At 37.1% G+C, this 17063-nt stretch carries 15 protein-coding genes; all 15 read right to left on the reverse strand.

Annotated elements, in window-relative coordinates:
- Window positions 1–120: 120 nt before the first annotated feature.
- Window positions 121–870, reverse strand: a complete 750-nt coding sequence (locus tag AAA915_RS06135; protein ID WP_338200344.1) for an amino acid ABC transporter ATP-binding protein — start codon at window positions 868–870, stop codon at window positions 121–123.
- Entirely contained in the window at window positions 863–2359 is a 1497-nt protein-coding gene (locus tag AAA915_RS06140; RefSeq protein ID WP_338200346.1) for an ABC transporter substrate-binding protein/permease, read from the reverse strand. The genes AAA915_RS06135 and AAA915_RS06140 overlap by 8 nt, the downstream gene beginning before the upstream one ends.
- Before the next feature lie 167 nt (window positions 2360–2526).
- Entirely contained in the window at window positions 2527–3756 is a 1230-nt protein-coding gene (locus AAA915_RS06145; RefSeq protein WP_338200348.1) for a lactate oxidase, read from the reverse strand.
- A 158-nt stretch (window positions 3757–3914) separates the two neighbouring features.
- A complete protein-coding gene (locus AAA915_RS06150; protein WP_338200350.1) occupies window positions 3915–4712 on the reverse strand; it encodes a metal ABC transporter permease in 798 nt (265 codons plus the stop codon).
- A complete protein-coding gene (locus AAA915_RS06155; protein ID WP_294601870.1) occupies window positions 4712–5332 on the reverse strand; it encodes an ATP-binding cassette domain-containing protein in 621 nt (206 codons plus the stop codon). The genes AAA915_RS06150 and AAA915_RS06155 overlap by 1 nt, the downstream gene beginning before the upstream one ends.
- Window positions 5333–5386: 54 nt before the next feature.
- Window positions 5387–6547: an SLAP domain-containing protein gene (locus AAA915_RS06160; RefSeq protein ID WP_338200352.1), complete on the reverse strand. Its 1161-nt coding sequence runs from the start codon at window positions 6545–6547 to the stop codon at window positions 5387–5389.
- 13 nt (window positions 6548–6560) lie between these two features.
- Window positions 6561–7448, reverse strand: coding sequence for a metal ABC transporter solute-binding protein, Zn/Mn family (locus AAA915_RS06165; RefSeq protein WP_420915112.1), 888 nt, complete (start codon window positions 7446–7448; stop codon window positions 6561–6563).
- A 273-nt stretch (window positions 7449–7721) separates the two neighbouring features.
- Window positions 7722–8447, reverse strand: coding sequence for an LrgB family protein (locus AAA915_RS06170; RefSeq protein ID WP_338200357.1), 726 nt, complete (start codon window positions 8445–8447; stop codon window positions 7722–7724).
- The gene (locus AAA915_RS06175; protein ID WP_294836415.1) at window positions 8447–8881 is read right to left on the reverse strand and encodes a CidA/LrgA family protein; all 435 of its coding nucleotides are present in this window, start codon (window positions 8879–8881) and stop codon (window positions 8447–8449) included. The genes AAA915_RS06170 and AAA915_RS06175 overlap by 1 nt, the downstream gene beginning before the upstream one ends.
- A gap of 155 nt (window positions 8882–9036) precedes the next feature.
- Window positions 9037–9774 (reverse strand): LytTR family transcriptional regulator DNA-binding domain-containing protein, encoded by a 738-nt coding sequence (locus AAA915_RS06180; RefSeq protein WP_338200360.1) that lies wholly within the window; start codon window positions 9772–9774, stop codon window positions 9037–9039.
- Between the two features lie 27 nt (window positions 9775–9801).
- On the reverse strand, window positions 9802–11487 hold the full coding sequence (locus tag AAA915_RS06185; RefSeq protein WP_338200589.1) for a LytS/YhcK type 5TM receptor domain-containing protein: 1686 nt from the start codon (window positions 11485–11487) through the stop codon (window positions 9802–9804).
- Window positions 11488–11774: 287 nt separating this feature from the next.
- Window positions 11775–13745 (reverse strand): PTS fructose transporter subunit IIABC, encoded by a 1971-nt coding sequence (locus AAA915_RS06190; RefSeq protein ID WP_338200362.1) that lies wholly within the window; start codon window positions 13743–13745, stop codon window positions 11775–11777.
- A 16-nt stretch (window positions 13746–13761) separates the two neighbouring features.
- Window positions 13762–14676: a 1-phosphofructokinase gene (gene pfkB / locus AAA915_RS06195; protein WP_338200364.1), complete on the reverse strand. Its 915-nt coding sequence runs from the start codon at window positions 14674–14676 to the stop codon at window positions 13762–13764.
- Window positions 14676–15431 (reverse strand): DeoR/GlpR family DNA-binding transcription regulator, encoded by a 756-nt coding sequence (locus AAA915_RS06200; RefSeq protein WP_338200366.1) that lies wholly within the window; start codon window positions 15429–15431, stop codon window positions 14676–14678. Before AAA915_RS06200 ends, pfkB begins: the two co-directional genes overlap by 1 nt.
- A gap of 162 nt (window positions 15432–15593) precedes the next feature.
- Window positions 15594–16757, reverse strand: a complete 1164-nt coding sequence (locus AAA915_RS06205; RefSeq protein WP_338200368.1) for a GNAT family N-acetyltransferase — start codon at window positions 16755–16757, stop codon at window positions 15594–15596.
- Window positions 16758–17063: the final 306 nt, after the last annotated feature.

Here is a 17063-nt window from a genome sequence, read left to right on the forward strand (position 1 = left end):
CATCAAAACCCACTTTCTCTTTAACTGAAAGTGGGTTTTAAATTGTGAAATTTTTTACGCTTTACTTTTGTTACTAAGTTATTTGGCTAAATTGCCAGCTGGTAGGTTAATTTTTAAATTTTATGCTTCCAATACTCTGGCTAAAAAATCCTGGGCACGCGGAGTTTGCGGCTGTGCAAAGAATTGTTGTGGTGCAGCTTTTTCCTGAATATAACCGTCTGCCATAAACCATACTTCATCCGCAACATTTTTGGCAAAGCCCATTTCGTGAGTTACAACGACCATTGTCATCCCTTTTTGGGCCAAATCCTGCATTACCTTCAATACCTCGCCTACCATTTCCGGATCAAGCGCTGAAGTTGGTTCGTCAAAGAGCATTACTTCGGGATCCATTGCCAAAGCGCGTGCAATAGCAACCCTTTGCTGCTGTCCACCGGAAAGGCTGGTTGGAAAAGCATCTGCCTTGTCAGCTAAACCTACTTGATCTAGCAGCTCAAGCCCTTTAGCTTTAGCATCACTGTCACTCAGCCCTTTTACTTTCATAGGTGCCAATTTGATATTTTCAATAATGCTCATATGAGGAAACAAGTTAAACTGCTGAAAAACCATTCCCATTTTCTCGCGTAATTTATCAAGCTGGTCTTCGCTTAAAGCAGTTAATTCTTTGTCTTCAAAAATCACTTTGCCGGAAGATGGCTGATCTAGCAAATTTAAGCACCGTAAAAACGTACTTTTACCAGCACCTGAAGGACCAATTAAGCAGATAACCTGGCCTTCATTGACTTGAGCGTTGATATCTTTTAGAACTTCATTACTACCAAATTTTTTCTGCAAGTGTTCAACTTTAATTACGGGTTTTGCGTTAGTCATGATTCATTTTCCTTTCAAATACTTTCATTAGACTGGATAAACCAAAAGTAATGATGAAGTATAAGATCATTGTGATTACCAATGGCATAACTCCACGATATGTATCAGCCTGGACTACCCGTGACTGATAAATCAAATCTTTGACACCTATTACCGAAACTATAGAGCTTTCCTTGATTAGAGAAACAAATTCGTTTCCCAGAGCCGGCCAAATATTTTTCATTGCTTGCGGCATAATGACGTAACGCATAGTTGCTGTCCGTGACAAGCCTAAAGAACGAGAAGCCTCTGTCTGGCCAACAGCAATCGAATTAATGCCTGAGCGAATTACCTCCGCTACATAAGCTGCAGAGTTAAGAGAAACAGCAATTATACCGGACAGTAAAGCCGGAATATTTATCACTAATCCTAAGCCAAAATAAATAAAGAGTAATTGTACCATTAAGGGCGTACCACGGATAAATTCAACATATGCTGTCGCAATCGAACGGGCAATTTGATTATGTCCTAACCGCATAAATGCCAATATTGCACCTAATAAGAATCCGAAAAAGACAGAAATTGCGGAAATAAATAAGGTATAGCCAACTCCCGCAATAAAGAAGTCTTTATAGGCCCACATTGAATTGGATGCTTTAACTTCTTTTTTCGTTTTACCGCTTGTTAAGTATTTGCCCGCTTGCGGTAAATACTTCTTATTGATTAAATCTTTCTGCTTAATCTCCGCAATTGATTTGTTAGCAGATTTGACTAAACTATTAGCTCCCTTATGAAAAGCAACTGATGTAGCAGATGACTCGGTCTTTAGACCTGCTGGAATCACCATCACGCCGTCAGTGTTTTGAGCAAAAGCCTCAGCTGTTGCCTTGTCAACAGAAACAGCGTCAACCTTATGCGTTTTTAAACCTAAAACCAAGTCGTTGTCTTTATCCATAGTTTTAAGTTTGACATTTTTAGCCTGTTTCTTAAGCATTGTTGCTTGCATGCTACCAGTTTGAGCACCAATTGACTTGCCGGCAAAAGACTTATAATTATGATATTTGCCCTTATCTTCTGTTCTTATCAGTAATTTTTGCTCACTTCTATAATATGGTTGACTAAACGCGACACTTTGAGCCCTTTTAGGTGTTGCATTCATTCCGGCAATGACCATGTCAACTTTTCCAGTTTCAAGACCTATTAAAAGAGAATCAAAGTCCATGGACCGCACTACAAGCTTAACGCCCATATCATGGGCAATTTTTTCTCCTACTTCAACATCCATACCTACTATTCTAGATTTGCCATTAATATTTTTGACAAACTCATAAGGAGGATAATCTGGACTGGTCCCCATGACTAGCTCGCCTTTTTGTCGGACTTTTCGTAGATAATTGTCAGTTCTTTGTTCAGTTTGTCCTTTATCAGCAGCTGCTGCAGTTTGGGGTAACAGAGTTAACATCAAGACTGCTATCAACAAAGTTTCAAGCAATTTCCACGGTTTCTTCATAATTTTCCTCCATTATTTGTTTTTATTATGACAATTATAAAGATATAAAAAAAGAATTACAACTATTACTTAATAACAATATTTTTTTAATTAATAAAAAAGGCTCTATTTATTAGTAAGAACAACTAGTATATAGAGCGATTTTACTATTTAAATTTCCAAATTAATTAAGCTTGAGAAGCACCGGTTACGGCATCTGAACCATTATTTTTCAATTGGTTTTCAGCAGTCACAGGATATGGCTTAACTCTTGAAGGATCAGTATTTGACTTTAAGTTATCAGCCGTATAATTAATATGAGTAATCTTAGCATGTTTAACATCGTCAATTGTCTTGCAGCCGGTCAATTGCATGTCAATTAACAGTTCTTGATTAAGTTGTTCAATAACTGATTGAACACCCTTGGCACCACCCAGTGCTAGACCATATAGATATGGACGGCCAATACCCACCATATCAGCACCAAGTGCCAAAGCCTTAAAGACGTGCGAACCACGACGAACACCGGAGTCAAAGACAATCGGAACCCGATGATTAACAGCTTTCGCAATTTCTGGCAACATGTCAATTGTAGCAGGGCCACAATCTACCTCACGACCACCATGGTTAGTGACATAAATACCGTCAGCACCAGCACCCATAGCGATATAAGCATCCTCAGCACAAACAACACCTTTAACGAATACAGGTAAGCCAGACATTTCCTTGATACGTCTAACATCTTGTGGGCCAATCTTTTGGGCCGAAGAAGCATACATTTGAGCTACAGTTTGGCCTTCACCTTTAGCTCCTTGGTAGCGGGTAAAGAAATCTAGAGGTACAGGATAAGCAAAGTTAGTTCTAAGATTAGCTTCACGAAAGCCAGAAATCAACGCATCTACTGTCAGAAAAATTCCCTTATAGCCGGCTTTCTTAACTGCATCAAAGACCATTTTATTAAAGTCCCAGTCTTTACTAAGGTACAGCTGGAAAAAGCGTGGTGCATCTGGAGCTGCTGCAGCAATATCTTCAACGCTCTTATTTGCATATGTACTGGATGAAAAGAGTGCACCAGCTGCTGCTGCACCCTTTTGGGTAGCAATTTCTGCATCCTTGTGAGCAATTCCGTGACAAGCAATAGGTGAGATCATCACCGGTGTTTTCAGTTTCATGCCCATAAATTCAGTATCTAATTGCGGATGATCCATATTAGTCAAAGCACGCGGTACAATTTGAAAATGGTTGAAAGCTGTAGTGTTGTTACGCCAAGTCCATTCATTTTCAGATCCCGAAGCAATATAGTAATATGCTCCTTCAGGCATAACTTCCTTTGCCCGTTCCTCAAGTTCATCGAGGTTGACCATATTTAAAGCTTCATTACGTTCGCTTTGAGGAAAACCGTTATAATAGTATGTCATTATTAAGACTCCTTCTTTATTATTATTTCCGCTTTTTATTATACATGTAAATGCATACAAAAGTTAGTGAAATTTTAAAAGGAATGTTTAAATTACAAGATTTATACTATAATTTTTTCACAAAAATAATAGCAGTTTTATCCTTTTAGCCAGCCTTGCTATAATTTATGCTTAATGATGTGAGTGAAATAAGTAACAAGATAAATTGCTACTTCAATTACAGCTATAAAAAAGGTTACAGGCAAATTAGTAATGTAGCCCAGATATAATCCGAGCCAAACGCCAATTAAAGCGAAAAAGACAGACCAAGCGATCATTGACGGAATAGTTCTGCCGAGATAATTAGCAGTAGCAGGTGGCAAAGTCAACAAAATAAACACTAAAAGAGAACCAACTATTTGTGCGCCGATTGAAACAGACATTGCTAAAGCTATTAAAAAAATCACGCTGATTGCTCCGGTTTTTACCCCATGAGCAAGTGCACCAATGTGATCAAATGAATCAAAGTTTAGGGGCCGTTGAATACTAAAAATCATTAGTAGCACTATTACGGACAAGACTATTAGTTGAATTACGCCTTGATGGTCAACTCCGATAATGCTACCAAACAAGATGTTAGTAGCGTAATTGCTGTTTGCACCGGATATTGCCAGAAAAAGAACACCCAAGCCAGTAAATAAAGCTGAAATTGCACTGATTGAGGATTCTTTTTGCTCGCTGTGAAGCGATAATTCTCCCACACTAATTGAACCAAGCAGCGTAAATAGCAGCATGCCCCACAGAGGGCCAATTCCAAGCCAAACTGCAAACGCAGCTCCGGCAAAACCAATTTCCGACAATGTATGTGCTAAAAAACTAAAATTGCGCGCAACTACATAGACTCCTACTGTACCACAAGTTATGGCAATAAAAGTGCTAGCTAGAAAGGCATTACGCATAAAACCATAGGCAAACATTATTCATATGCCTCCTTAAATTGAGACATTTCACCATGCTCAATTTGACCATGGTTTAAATATAAATAATTTTGCATATATTTGTGAGCTAATGACACATCATGCGTCACAAACAAGACTGTTATTTTATGTTTTGCATTCAAATGCTTGATTAATTTCATCAATTCATCCTTAGCCATAGGATCAAGACTTGCTGTAGCTTCATCTAAAATAATCATGTTCGGATTATCCAGTAAAGCTTGCGCTAAATAAGCTCTTTGTTTTTGACCGCCAGAAGCCTCCCCCATCCGAGTATTTTTAATTTGATACAGGTTGGTTTCTTCTAGTTGCTTTTTTATTGCTTTCTTGACAGTACTACTTTTGATAATAGGTGCATTTAACCCTACAAATGCTTCGATTGATAACGGATACTCAGCATCTATGTTGCGAAACTGAGGCACGTACCCCAGCCGAACATCATCCGCAAACTTAAATTCACCCGCACTAGGTGTCAACATACCCATTAGAATGTTAATTAGAGTTGTTTTTCCTGTACCGTTCGGACCTAAAAGAGCCGTAAGCGAGCCCTTTTCTAACTTAAAATTCAAATTATTGAAAATAGTATTTTTGTCAAATCTCATTGCGAGATTAGTGACTTCTAAAATATCAGACAATTTACATTATTCCCACTTTTATTATTTAAAATTGCCCACTTTGACAAATTGATTAACATCAATCGGGTAATATTTGCGGCCCATAATTTTTACACGACCGCCATACGTACGGACATAGTTGCCACGATACAATTTATTGGTACCAACTCGCTGACCGTTACCATCATAAATATAAGCATTATGACCTAAACGTTGAAGTTTACCTTCTACGTTGCTGGCAACGACATATTCATTAATACCTATTTGTAAATATTTGCGCTTTTGAATAGTTAGATCACCATAAATGGTTAACTTGGATCCAGCCTTTTTAGTTGGTAAATCCGTTGCTACCCCATTTTCATCATAAACAAGCGCATTATGCATCAGAGTCCTAGTAGCGACCGGTTTTGGCAAAACGGCAGGCTTTTTAGCGGGTACAACAGGTGTTGTTGGTGCAGTCGGTGCTGGAACCTGTGTAACTATCGGATTACTACTAGCAGGAGCAGTTGGTATTGCTGAAGCCCCTTGATCATAATAATATTTAACCAGATCAAAGAAGTCATCCATGGAGTAACCCCATTTTGCAAAATAACCATCCGGATCAGTGTGATCAGTTCCGCCTAAAAATGTAGATACAGCATGATGAGACCAAATCGTACCTTTACCATCATGAACAGCATTATCCGGTACTAAATTATACTTGTGCAAAAGCTGTGCAACGTAAACAGCATCATTGTTGACACCTTTGGCAAAATCAGCTAGATTATTTTCCTCACATAATTCCACTTGAATAAAACGATTATTGGCTACAGGACCTGCACCCCAAACGCCATAATCAGGAGTTGTCATCTGAATAACTCCAGTCTTATCCACAAAAGCATGAACATAGGAATAAATATTCATCCATTCACGATTAAAATAAATAGCTTCATTGCGTGCTGTAGCATTAGGCGTAGCAGTCTCGTGAATAACCACACCTTCGGGCTTGCCGTTGCGATAATTAATTGGATTGGCAGCAGTAAAGTCATTATATTTAATGCCTTCTTGCGCCAATATTTGTTCCGCAAATGTTACACCGCTATAACTATTTTGTTTTGCAGTGTCATTAATTGTACCAGCCTGAACTGTTACCGGTTGTGGCACTGCCATGGTTGTAACAGTTGCCCCCAATGCCAAAACAGCAATCAATTTCTTCATTTTCATCGCCTCATAATAACTACTTTCGGGCTACTTCAGCCAAGTTTTGATAATTATCCTTCATCCAATCTAAATAATTTGTATTATCAGGAATTGTTTCTCTTACTTTTAAAATAGGAATATTTTGTTTTTGAGCCAATTTCAAAAAATTAGTAACAGTTGAACTAGATGTCTGTTCATTGTCCACAAAAAATGCAATTTTTTGTTTTTTAATCCCTTCGGTCATTTTTTGAACGGAGACCGGACTGGGATCGGTATTGTTTTGAATTGCTTTCTCAAAATCTTTATTTGCCACTTTAATATTAACAGATTCTAAGGCATAATCAAAAACAGGCTCACTAACATAAATCGGTTTTTTAACATGATGATTTAATTTAGCAGCAGATCTCTGAATTTGAGCAATCTGGGCTAAATACTTTTTCCCATTTTTACGATAATAACGAGCATGCTCCGGATCTTTTTTACTGAGCCGCTTAACTAAGTAATTAACATACTTAGTAGGCATAGTCAAATCAAACCAGATATGAGGATTATCACCCTTTTTTAATCCCATTAAGTCTTCACCAACGCGCACCGGTTTTTTATCAACTGAAGAAGCCAATTTGTCCATCCAGCTGTCATAACCTAACCCATTTTCCACTACTATGTCAGCATTTGATAATGCTTTAGCATCATTAGTGGTAGGTTGAAAGTCATGAGGATCAACAGATGACTTGGTAATTATTGCTTCTGCTTTACCGTACTTGCCCACTACATTTTGAGCAATGTCAGAATAAATATTTGTAGTGGTCATAATAGTAATTTTATTACTTTTATGTGGTTTCTGAGAACAAGCACCTAACGTCAAAAGAACTAAACCCAATAGGGTAATTGTAGTAAATATCTTTTTTAATCTAGTAAATTTCACTAATGTTGTCATTCCTTTTCATTTTGAAGTGTTATTTTAATTAACACGGCAACTTTTTAATTAATTGCAGTAAAAAACCAAAGTTACTTACAATTAATAACCATTATACACTAAAAACGAATTGCTTTAAAATAGCGTACTATTATAGTTATATTACAGTTTTATTTCTAGCAGTAGATAGCATTGTTGTTCCCATTAATCTAAAAAGCGTGCGAAAATTTCGCACGCTTTTTGAGTAAGTAAACAATTAAACATAAAACTAATAATTATAAACTATAACCCAACTAGGTGGGCAAATACCGGCACTAACAGATTATCAACTAAAGCTGTAGCAACAACTGCTACTGCAGCAGTAGCTCCCTGAACGGAACCTAATTCTAAAGCAAAAGCAGAACCAATAGTATGTCCTGCAGCTCCCAGTCCTAAGCCTGTACCTAAAGGATCACTATTCAAGTTAAACCACTTAACCAATTGCTTGCCTAAGGCATAAATAACTACAGCATTAAGTATGCATGCCATAGCAGTTACTGATGCATTACCGCCAATTGCTTTTGTTAATGGCATTGCTACTGCTGTTGTAGCAGACTGACTGAGCATTGACTTTATTCCAACCGCATCCAGTCCGACCGCTTTAGCAACAAGAGTTATTAAAACCATTGAAATTAGCGTTCCAAAAACCAAACCCAAAAGAATTACTAACCAGTTTTTCTTTACGACATCGTTACGCTTATACAATGGCACTGCGAAAGCAATTGTAGCTGGAGTGATGAACCAGAAAATGATATCACCTCCGGGTTTATAGGCTTTAGTATAAATAATGGCAGTTGTAACGTTGAAATACTTCGCCAGAACAATTAAAACTGCTATTCCTAAAACCATGGCTACAAATAACGGTTGAAAAAGGAAAAAGCCTTTAGACTTCTTAAACAACCATTGACCAATTAAAAATACAATCAGAGATAAGAAAACGCCAAATAGTGGATTGGTAATGTATTTCATTATTTAACATCCCCTACTTTTTTATGGTCAATAACGGTTAATTGGTTATTGGTTATTTTTTCTATAACCCAGCTAAAAAATTTAGTAGTATATGCAGTAACAACCAATAAAATAATGGTAGAAGCTATTACTACTATAATTAATTGCAAGCCCTGTGCTTTCATAATCTTTAAATTTCCGGCCAGTGAAATTCCAGAGGGAACAAACATAAACCCAATTAGAGAAATTAATGCGCTGCCGAAAGAATCAACCCACTCAACCTTAATTACATGAAATGTCAGTAAAACGTAAAGCAGGACTAATCCTATTACCGGAGTAGGTACTGGAAAAGTTTTAGGCATCAGGTCAGAAATTATTTGGGCAGTAAACAAAATTGCCGCATAAATAAACATCTGAACTAAAATTGGTGCTGATTTTGTCTTTTCTTTTTTCATAAAAATCGCTTTCCTTTCTCATTACAGCTTTCTTGCTTTCAAGTACTAAGATAATAGCTAATTTGAGTTCTGTAAGCGATTTAACTGTGAAATGCAAAAAATGACCTGTGAATTACACATGAGCAAACTCACAAGCCATTGTTATCAGATTAAATTTACATACCCAGTTGTGCATTTAATTCTTTGCGATAAGATCTGCCAACTTGAATTTTAGAATTGTTGTCCATGATTAATAAAGAAGTATGATTAAACCAAGGTTGAACTTCTTTAATATCTTCAATATTTACTATTGCATTACGATGAACTTGCATAAAGCACGAGTCAGTTAAACGCTCCTTCAGCCAAGATAATGTCTTACGCGTTTCGTATTTTTGCTTTTCAGTTTCAATTGTTAGTACACCGTTATTGACTGTTGCTGCTATTATTTCAAGTTTTTTAACGACAACGTTACGATCCTCAAGCTCAATACTTAAAACTTCACTTTCTGCTTTTTCATGTTGCACAACACTGTTACTTTTAGTTTTTAACACCTTTTCTGCTTTTTGCAAAGCCTGGTCAATTCTTTCCTGCTCAAATGGTTTGAGAACATAATCTAGTGCTCCCACATCAAAAGCTTTAACTGCATAGTCATCATATGCCGTTGCAAAGACTATCATGGGAGAATAATTTAACTGTTTAAGCTCATCTGCTAATTCAAAGCCATTCTCTTCATTAAGTGAAATATCCAAAAATAACAAGTCAATTTCATGTTTGAGTAAAGTTCCCTGTGCTTCTTTAATATCTTCTGCTTGATAAAGTTTTACACTTTTTTTATTTAAAATCGGACTCTTTTTAATCAAGTAAGATAATTCAGCGCGAGCTAATGGCTCATCGTCAACTATCAGAATTTTCATTTTAAGCATCCCCTCTAACTTCTAAATTCATTTTTTGGCATTTTTCAACGGTATCTCAGCTTTAAAAACAGTACCATTCTCACCAGTTTGGATTTGCAATTGACTATTAGTACCGTATAAGCCTATCAGACGTTTATTTAAATTATAAAGTGCAGTACCGCTGCCGCCGGATTCACCAATTGGTTCTTTACCCAGTCTTTTTAAAATATTTGGTTTAATACCAATACCATTGTCTTTAACCAAAATTGTTAAATATTCATTTTGAGAGCTTAAATTTATAATAATTTTATTACCAGTTTTTCTGCCCTTAAATGCATGTTTAATGGCATTTTCCACAAATATTTGTAAACAAAATGATGGTAATAATGTATTATCCGGTACAGTTATTTGATAATCAACCGTGAATTTATGAGGAAAACGCAGCTCTTCAATTCCAATATATGCACTGACATACCTTTTCTCCTGTTCAAGAGTGATTTCTTTTGCCTGCCCATTTTTTAAACTTAGTCTAAAAAATGTGCTAAGTTCCATTAATGCTCTGTGAGCTTCATCAACATTTACTCTCATTAACGCACCGATAGTATTAATAGCATTAAAGAAAAAGTGGGGATTTATTTGAACTTGCAAAGCTCTAATTTCTGCTTCATTCACTAAACTTGTCTGCTGCTCAGCAATCCCAATGGCCAATTGACCTGAAAAAATCATGGCTAGTCCGCGAACTAAATTTTCTTCAACTACTGTCATTTCTTGTTCTGCACAAAAATAGAGTTTTAATGCACCAATAGTTTTTTTATTCACCTGTAAAGGACAAACAATTGCGGAAGTTAAGGGACAGTCTTGGTGAGGACAGCCAATTTCATTTTTGGAATGTGCCAATTTTTCTTTGCCGGTAGCAATAACAGTCTTGGATAAGTCGGTAATTACTGGTTCTCCAGCTATGTGATGGTCTTGGCCTGCACCAACATGAGCTAAAACATTAACTCGATCAGTTAGACCCACAGCATCAAAATTAGTGTATTTCTTGATGATTTTACAAACATGTTTAGCAGAATCAGAATCAAGGCCATGACGAAAATAAGGCAACGTTTTGTTCGCCAGTTCCAGAACATCCTTGGTCTGAACAGCACGAAGTTGACGCTCATTAGACAAATAAGTCTTCAAAATTTCAATGAATAAACAAGACCCAACCGTATTCAGCAAAATCATAGGTACAAAAATTAATTTGATTAAACCAAATCCATGAAAAGCAAAAATAAAAATCATTTGAATTAATTCTGCTAAAAAAGACAAGATAGCCACCCAAAATGTTGATGGGTATAAATTATTTTTTTTAACCTTATCACCTAAAATTCCGATTAAATATCCAATTAAGACTGAACTTACAATATAAAAATAGTCAGAAAAGCCACCAAAAATGACTCGATGCAATCCACCTACTAAACCAACTAAAAGTCCTACATAAGGTCCCGCGGTGAGACTGGCAGTAGTAATAACCAGCATTCTTGTATTAGCAATCGAGTCGGTTTGGGGTAAGCCCGTAATAATCAAAGGAGTAAAAATTTCTTTTGAACTCGAAATTTCTACACCAGTGAGATTCGCAATTACCACAAAGAGCGAAAAAATAATGAATAACCAAATTTGTGATTTTAGTGTCCTTTTCTCAATTAAATCCCTAAAAAAGCGCATGTTAACAAGGAGAAACGCCAGTATCATAATAATACCAAGGCGTTCTGATAATAATATGAATAGATTGAACACGTCTTTCTCCAATCTGCAAATCAAGTTGGAATTAACCTCTTATATCATATTAGTATGGCAAATTTTTCAGTTTAAGCAATAGAAATCGCATCCAACTGCTCAAAATAATGTTTGAGATGATAAAATTAGGGGTTTAAATTTTTTCAGTATACTTAAACTAATTTTTAGTCAGAAAAAAAGCACTAAGCCAACTAACAGCTTAGTGCATATTTTTTAACTCTCAATAACATCTGAAATGGAATTTATTTTTGATCTTGGTTGTCAACAGGCTTTTTCCACAAACCTAAGATTACACCTGCAACAATGGAGCCAATGATAGTAGCAACAAAGTACAGTAAAATGTGGTTAGCAAGTGGAGATACCCAGAGACCACCGTGAGGTGCAGGAACACCAATGCGCCATAGACCTACTAAGGCACCGCCAACGGCAGATCCAATAATACATGAAGGCAAAACGTGTCCAGCATCAGCTGCAGCAAACGGAATAGCACCTTCAGTAATGAATGAAAAGCCTAGAATCCAGTTGGTTAAACCAGCGCGCCGTTCATCCATAGTGAACTTGTTCTTAAAGAAAGTTGTACCGATTGCAGTCGCAAATGGCGGTACCATGCCTCCAACCATTACGGCAGCCATCATTACTGCGGCAACCGTTGAATGAGGGTCATTAGCAAAAGCACCGGAAGCAAAAACGTAAGCGGCTTTGTTGAAAGGTCCACCCATATCAATTGACATCATGGCAGCTAAGATAGTGGTTAAGACTACTAAATTGCCAGTGCCCATTTGGTTTAAGAAATTAGTAATCGCAAAGTTAACGGCACTAAAGATTGGGTTAACAATGTAGTACATAATAAGGGCAATGAAGAGCAGGCCTAAGATTGGGTAAATAAGCATCGGCTTCATTCCTTCAAGAGACTTCGGCAACTTGGCGAACAATTTCTTTAAGCCGACTACTAAATAACCAGCAATAAATCCAGAAGCAAGTCCGCCTAAGAAACCGGCAGGAGATTTGGCATTAGTTACCACATTGGCAACATAAGCACCACCATAGGCACCACTATAAACTGTGGCCATGAAACCACCGACAAAACCAGGCATTAATGCAGGCAAGTCTCCGATTGATTCGGCGATGTAACCTGACAAAATCGGCACCATGAAAGCAAAAGCCATGTTTCCGGCATTATTTAAGAAAATAAAAGCAGGAGATTTAGGGCCACCAGCGTAGTTTTCCACAATAAAGGAAATTGCCATTAAGATACCGCCACCGATAACAAATGGCAACATGTGAGAAACGCCGTTCATGAGGTTCTTGTAAATTGAACCCCAAATACCTTCTTTAGCATTGCCACTGTCATCGCTACTCGTTTCACCGTTTGAATGGTAGACACTGGCTTTAGAATCCAAAATGTCATCAATCAATTCATCAGGTTTGTTGATACCGTCAACAACGGGACGAGAAATTAACGGTTTGCCATCAAAACGTGGCATGTCAACTTTCTTGTCTGACGCAATAACAACCCCTTGAGCACGGCTAATCTCATCGGCAGTCAATTTGTCCTTGACACCTTCTGAGCCATTGGTTTCGATACGTACATCAACACCACGCTTTTTACCAGCTTTAATTAAAGCTTCTTGAGCCATATAGGTGTGGGCAATACCGTTAATACATGCGGTAACACCGACAATTAAAGGCTTCTCTTCCTTATTAGTTTCACTGGTACTTGCAGCTTGTTCTTTTTCGGCTTTTTTAGCTTCATCCTTTTGCTGTTCCGCATCTTCAAAAAGTTGGATCACTTCTTCAGGAGTTTGCGCTTTTTTAAGAGCATTAACCAGATCAGGGTCAATTAATAAGCCGGACAATTTAGCTAAAGCTTGTAAGTGAGTATTGTCAGCGCCATCTGGAGCAGTAATCATAAAGAATAAATGAACTGGTTGACCGTCAAGCGAATTGTAGTCAATCCCCTTTTCACTTTTAGCAAAAAGCACGCGCGCTTTGTTAATTGTCTTATTCCGAGCATGTGGCATCGCAATACCATCGCCAATACCCGTGGTAGATTCGTTTTCACGAGCCCAAATTGACTTAATGAATTCATCTTCGTCATTGACGATGCCGGTTTTGACTTCTAAATCAGCCATTTCTTTAATAGCATCTTCTTTGTTAGTCGCTTTAAGCGCCATAATCATGGATTCAGGAGCCAAAATATCTTTAATTTTCATTTAAATTCTCCTCAATTTACGAAATTTCTTCAACATTAATTTGCGGCAACACCGCATCAATCTGACTTTTAACGGCAATATCTTTAGTAAAAGCTGTGGCAGCACCACAGGCCATACCGATACGGAAACTTTCGGCTGGATCATTTGTTTTCACATAAGTGCCAACAAAACCAGCTATCATGGAGTCTCCTGCACCAACCGAATTGACTGCTGTTCCAACAGCTGCTTTAGCATGATAAAAATGCTCAGGGGTTATCAAATAACCGCCCTTGCCAGCCATGGAGACCATAACATTTTGCGCACCCATGTCGAGCAATTTGCGCGCACATTCAAGCATCTCTTTGTCAGAATTAAAAGTAGTATTAAACAAATCAGCCAGTTCATGGTGGTTGGGTTTAATTACAAGTGGCTTGTAGCTCAAAGTATCAAGCAAAGCCCGACCGGTAGTATCAATCACAAAATCTGCCTTTGCTTCTTTAATAATAGGTAAAAGTTCTTTATAAAAATCTACTGGTAAGCTGGGAGCTAATGAACCACTTAAAACTACTATGTCACCTTTTTGCAAGTCATTTAGTCGCGCTTTAAAAGCAGTTATTTCCTGCTCTGTAATATTAGGCCCGGCAGCATTAATTTCTGACTCCTGCTCTGCGTGCACCTTCACATTGATGCGGGTCACATCAGAAATAGTAACAAAATCGTTAACAATGCGGCGCTGATTAAGTTGGCGTACCAGCTCTTTGCCAGTAAAGCCACCCACAAAACCCCAGGCAGTATTATCAATATCCAGCTGATTAAGTATTTGTGAAACGTTAATCCCTTTACCGCCCGCCAAAAACGAGCAGTTATTAGCGCGATTAACTTCACCACGGTTAACCTGCTTTAATTGAATTACATAATCCAAAGCAGGATTAACGGTAACCGTATAAATCATTAGCAAATCTCCTTCAGTTTAATTTTGGCAGGCAGTAATTTTTTCTCTTTTGCACTTAACGCAGTAGTGAGAACTGTGACGTTTTTAACTTGTGCAAAAGTAGCAAAACTGCATTCGCCAATTTTAGAAGTATCGGCCAAAATATATGTCTGATTAGCTTGAGCAATTTCTATTTTTTTAATTGCGGCTTCTTCAGTATCAGGTGTGGTTAGATTGCCATGGTCATCAAGTCCATTTGTGCCTACAAAACTGGCGGAAAAGTTCATCCCCTGCAGTTGTTGCAGAGCAGCTTGTCCCACTACCGCATGTGTATTTTCTTTGATTCGGCCACCCAAAAGTATAGTCTCAATCCCATGGTTAATAGCACAAAGTGCAGTTTCTAAACCATTAGTCACAACGGTTACTCGTGGAATATCAGCAATAAAAGGAACCATCTCATGTGTTGTTGTTCCTGCATCAATAAAAATATAGTCATCTTGATGCACAAAATTCTTAACAGCATATTGAGCAATCAGCTTTTTATCATTATGGTTCATAGAAAACCGAATATGTTGCGACACATCATGAGTAAAACTTTTGACTGACTGGGCACCGCCATGCACCCGTTTAATCAAACCTTTTTCTGCCATTTGATTTAGATCTCGTCTAATGGTTGACTCTGAAGTTGAAGTTATTGAGCAGAGATCACTAACACGGCATAAACCATGCTGGTTAACGAAATCCTCAATCACTTTTTGCCTTTCAGGCGTTAACATATATTTCACCCCAGCGAGTATTTTATGCGCTTTAATAATTAAAAGCAATCATTTTCAATCATAATTTGTCACTTTCCTGCAAAATCGCTCATTTTCAGCAAAAAAAAATAGAAATCGCATAAATTATGCAACTTCTATTATGCTAATCAAAACAATTTCCAGCTAAAAATAGTCATAAAAACTTACTTTACCGTTTAAAAATTCCAATTTACTGGAACTCAGTTTTTTTATTAATCCTAAATTTATTGCTTGCTTTAAAGTTAAATGGCCTAGTAAAACCTTTGTCCAGTTAGTTATTGACCCAGTAAAATCAGGTTTGGCACTGGTTTTAACGCAACTGGTTTCACCAGAATTATTCACCAGATGCCAAACCCCAGCGTTCCACGGACAAATGTCATCCTCTGTAACTTCTAAATTGGCAGTTTTTTCACCAACAAACTTCACAGCAGACGCAATTTCCCCAAAGTCAACAATTCTTGACATCATGTAAGGCCAAATACTAATGCTTAAGCCACTTTGATCAGGAAAATATTCCTCAAGCAATGAATCTTCTGGTGCTGTAATTTCAAACTCGGTACATGAAGATATGTGACCACCAATAAAATTAAGCAATGCTGTGATGGCAGTGGCGTTTGTATAATATATTTCGTCAACCTTAAATTTTTTGTTTGTAAAACGATAAAACATATAGGCCTGAGGAGCCTGATTTTCGTCAACATAAATAGCAACGTATCTGCTAGGATAATATGTTTCCAGTCTGTGCCACCACCATTTTGCTCTAATAACTGTATTACGTTCCTCACCTGCATTAATTTGCTTTTGGTATAGCTTTTTTATCAAACTGCTTAATGTCGGATTGCTCCAATTACCTCTTACAATTTTGCCAGTCTTGGGTAACTTGAAATACTTAAACATTGTAGGTTCAATACTATATGTTTTTTGATAAATACTATTTTCATAACCATATTGCCGATAAAATGTTTCGGACCACGGTGCTAAATTAGATAGTGAAACACCTTCGTCATGAAGATCTTCCAGTATTTCTTTCATTAGTTTGGAAATATCTCCACGGCCGCGATTTTCCGGATATGATGAGACATAGCCAATTCCTGACATTTTAATTTGATGATCAAAAATCTGACTTGCAAAATGGATCGCCATAATATAACTTGCAAGTTTACCATCATGAAAAATGCCATAACTGTCACTGTGCCGATAACAACTCATAAAATTATTATCTTTTTTCAGATCATTAGTTTTTAAAAAGGCATATTGAATTAAAGGGACAACTTCATCTAAAATTTCATTAGTTTTATCTAGTTTCATTAGTTTTCATTTCCTCAGCTAATATTTATTTTTACGCGCTTTAAAGAACGGTTCAATGCTTGCCAGTCAATTTCTAACTATAATCAACCAGCAATTTTATAATACCGTTTTCATAAAAATTGATCTAGCTTAAATTAATTGGCCTATGCGTCTTTAGCTATACTCATAATTATATGAACAGAATAATATTATTTTGGTTTAACGTATAAGCCGATTGATATTTTTGCCACAATATACCTTGTTAAATTGGTCCAGCCACTAATATGGTAAAATTAAAACACTATATTAATAAAAGAAAGGTCAAAA

The organism is Lactobacillus rizhaonensis (genome assembly GCF_036246345.1).
GTDB lineage: Bacteria > Bacillota > Bacilli > Lactobacillales > Lactobacillaceae > Lactobacillus > Lactobacillus rizhaonensis.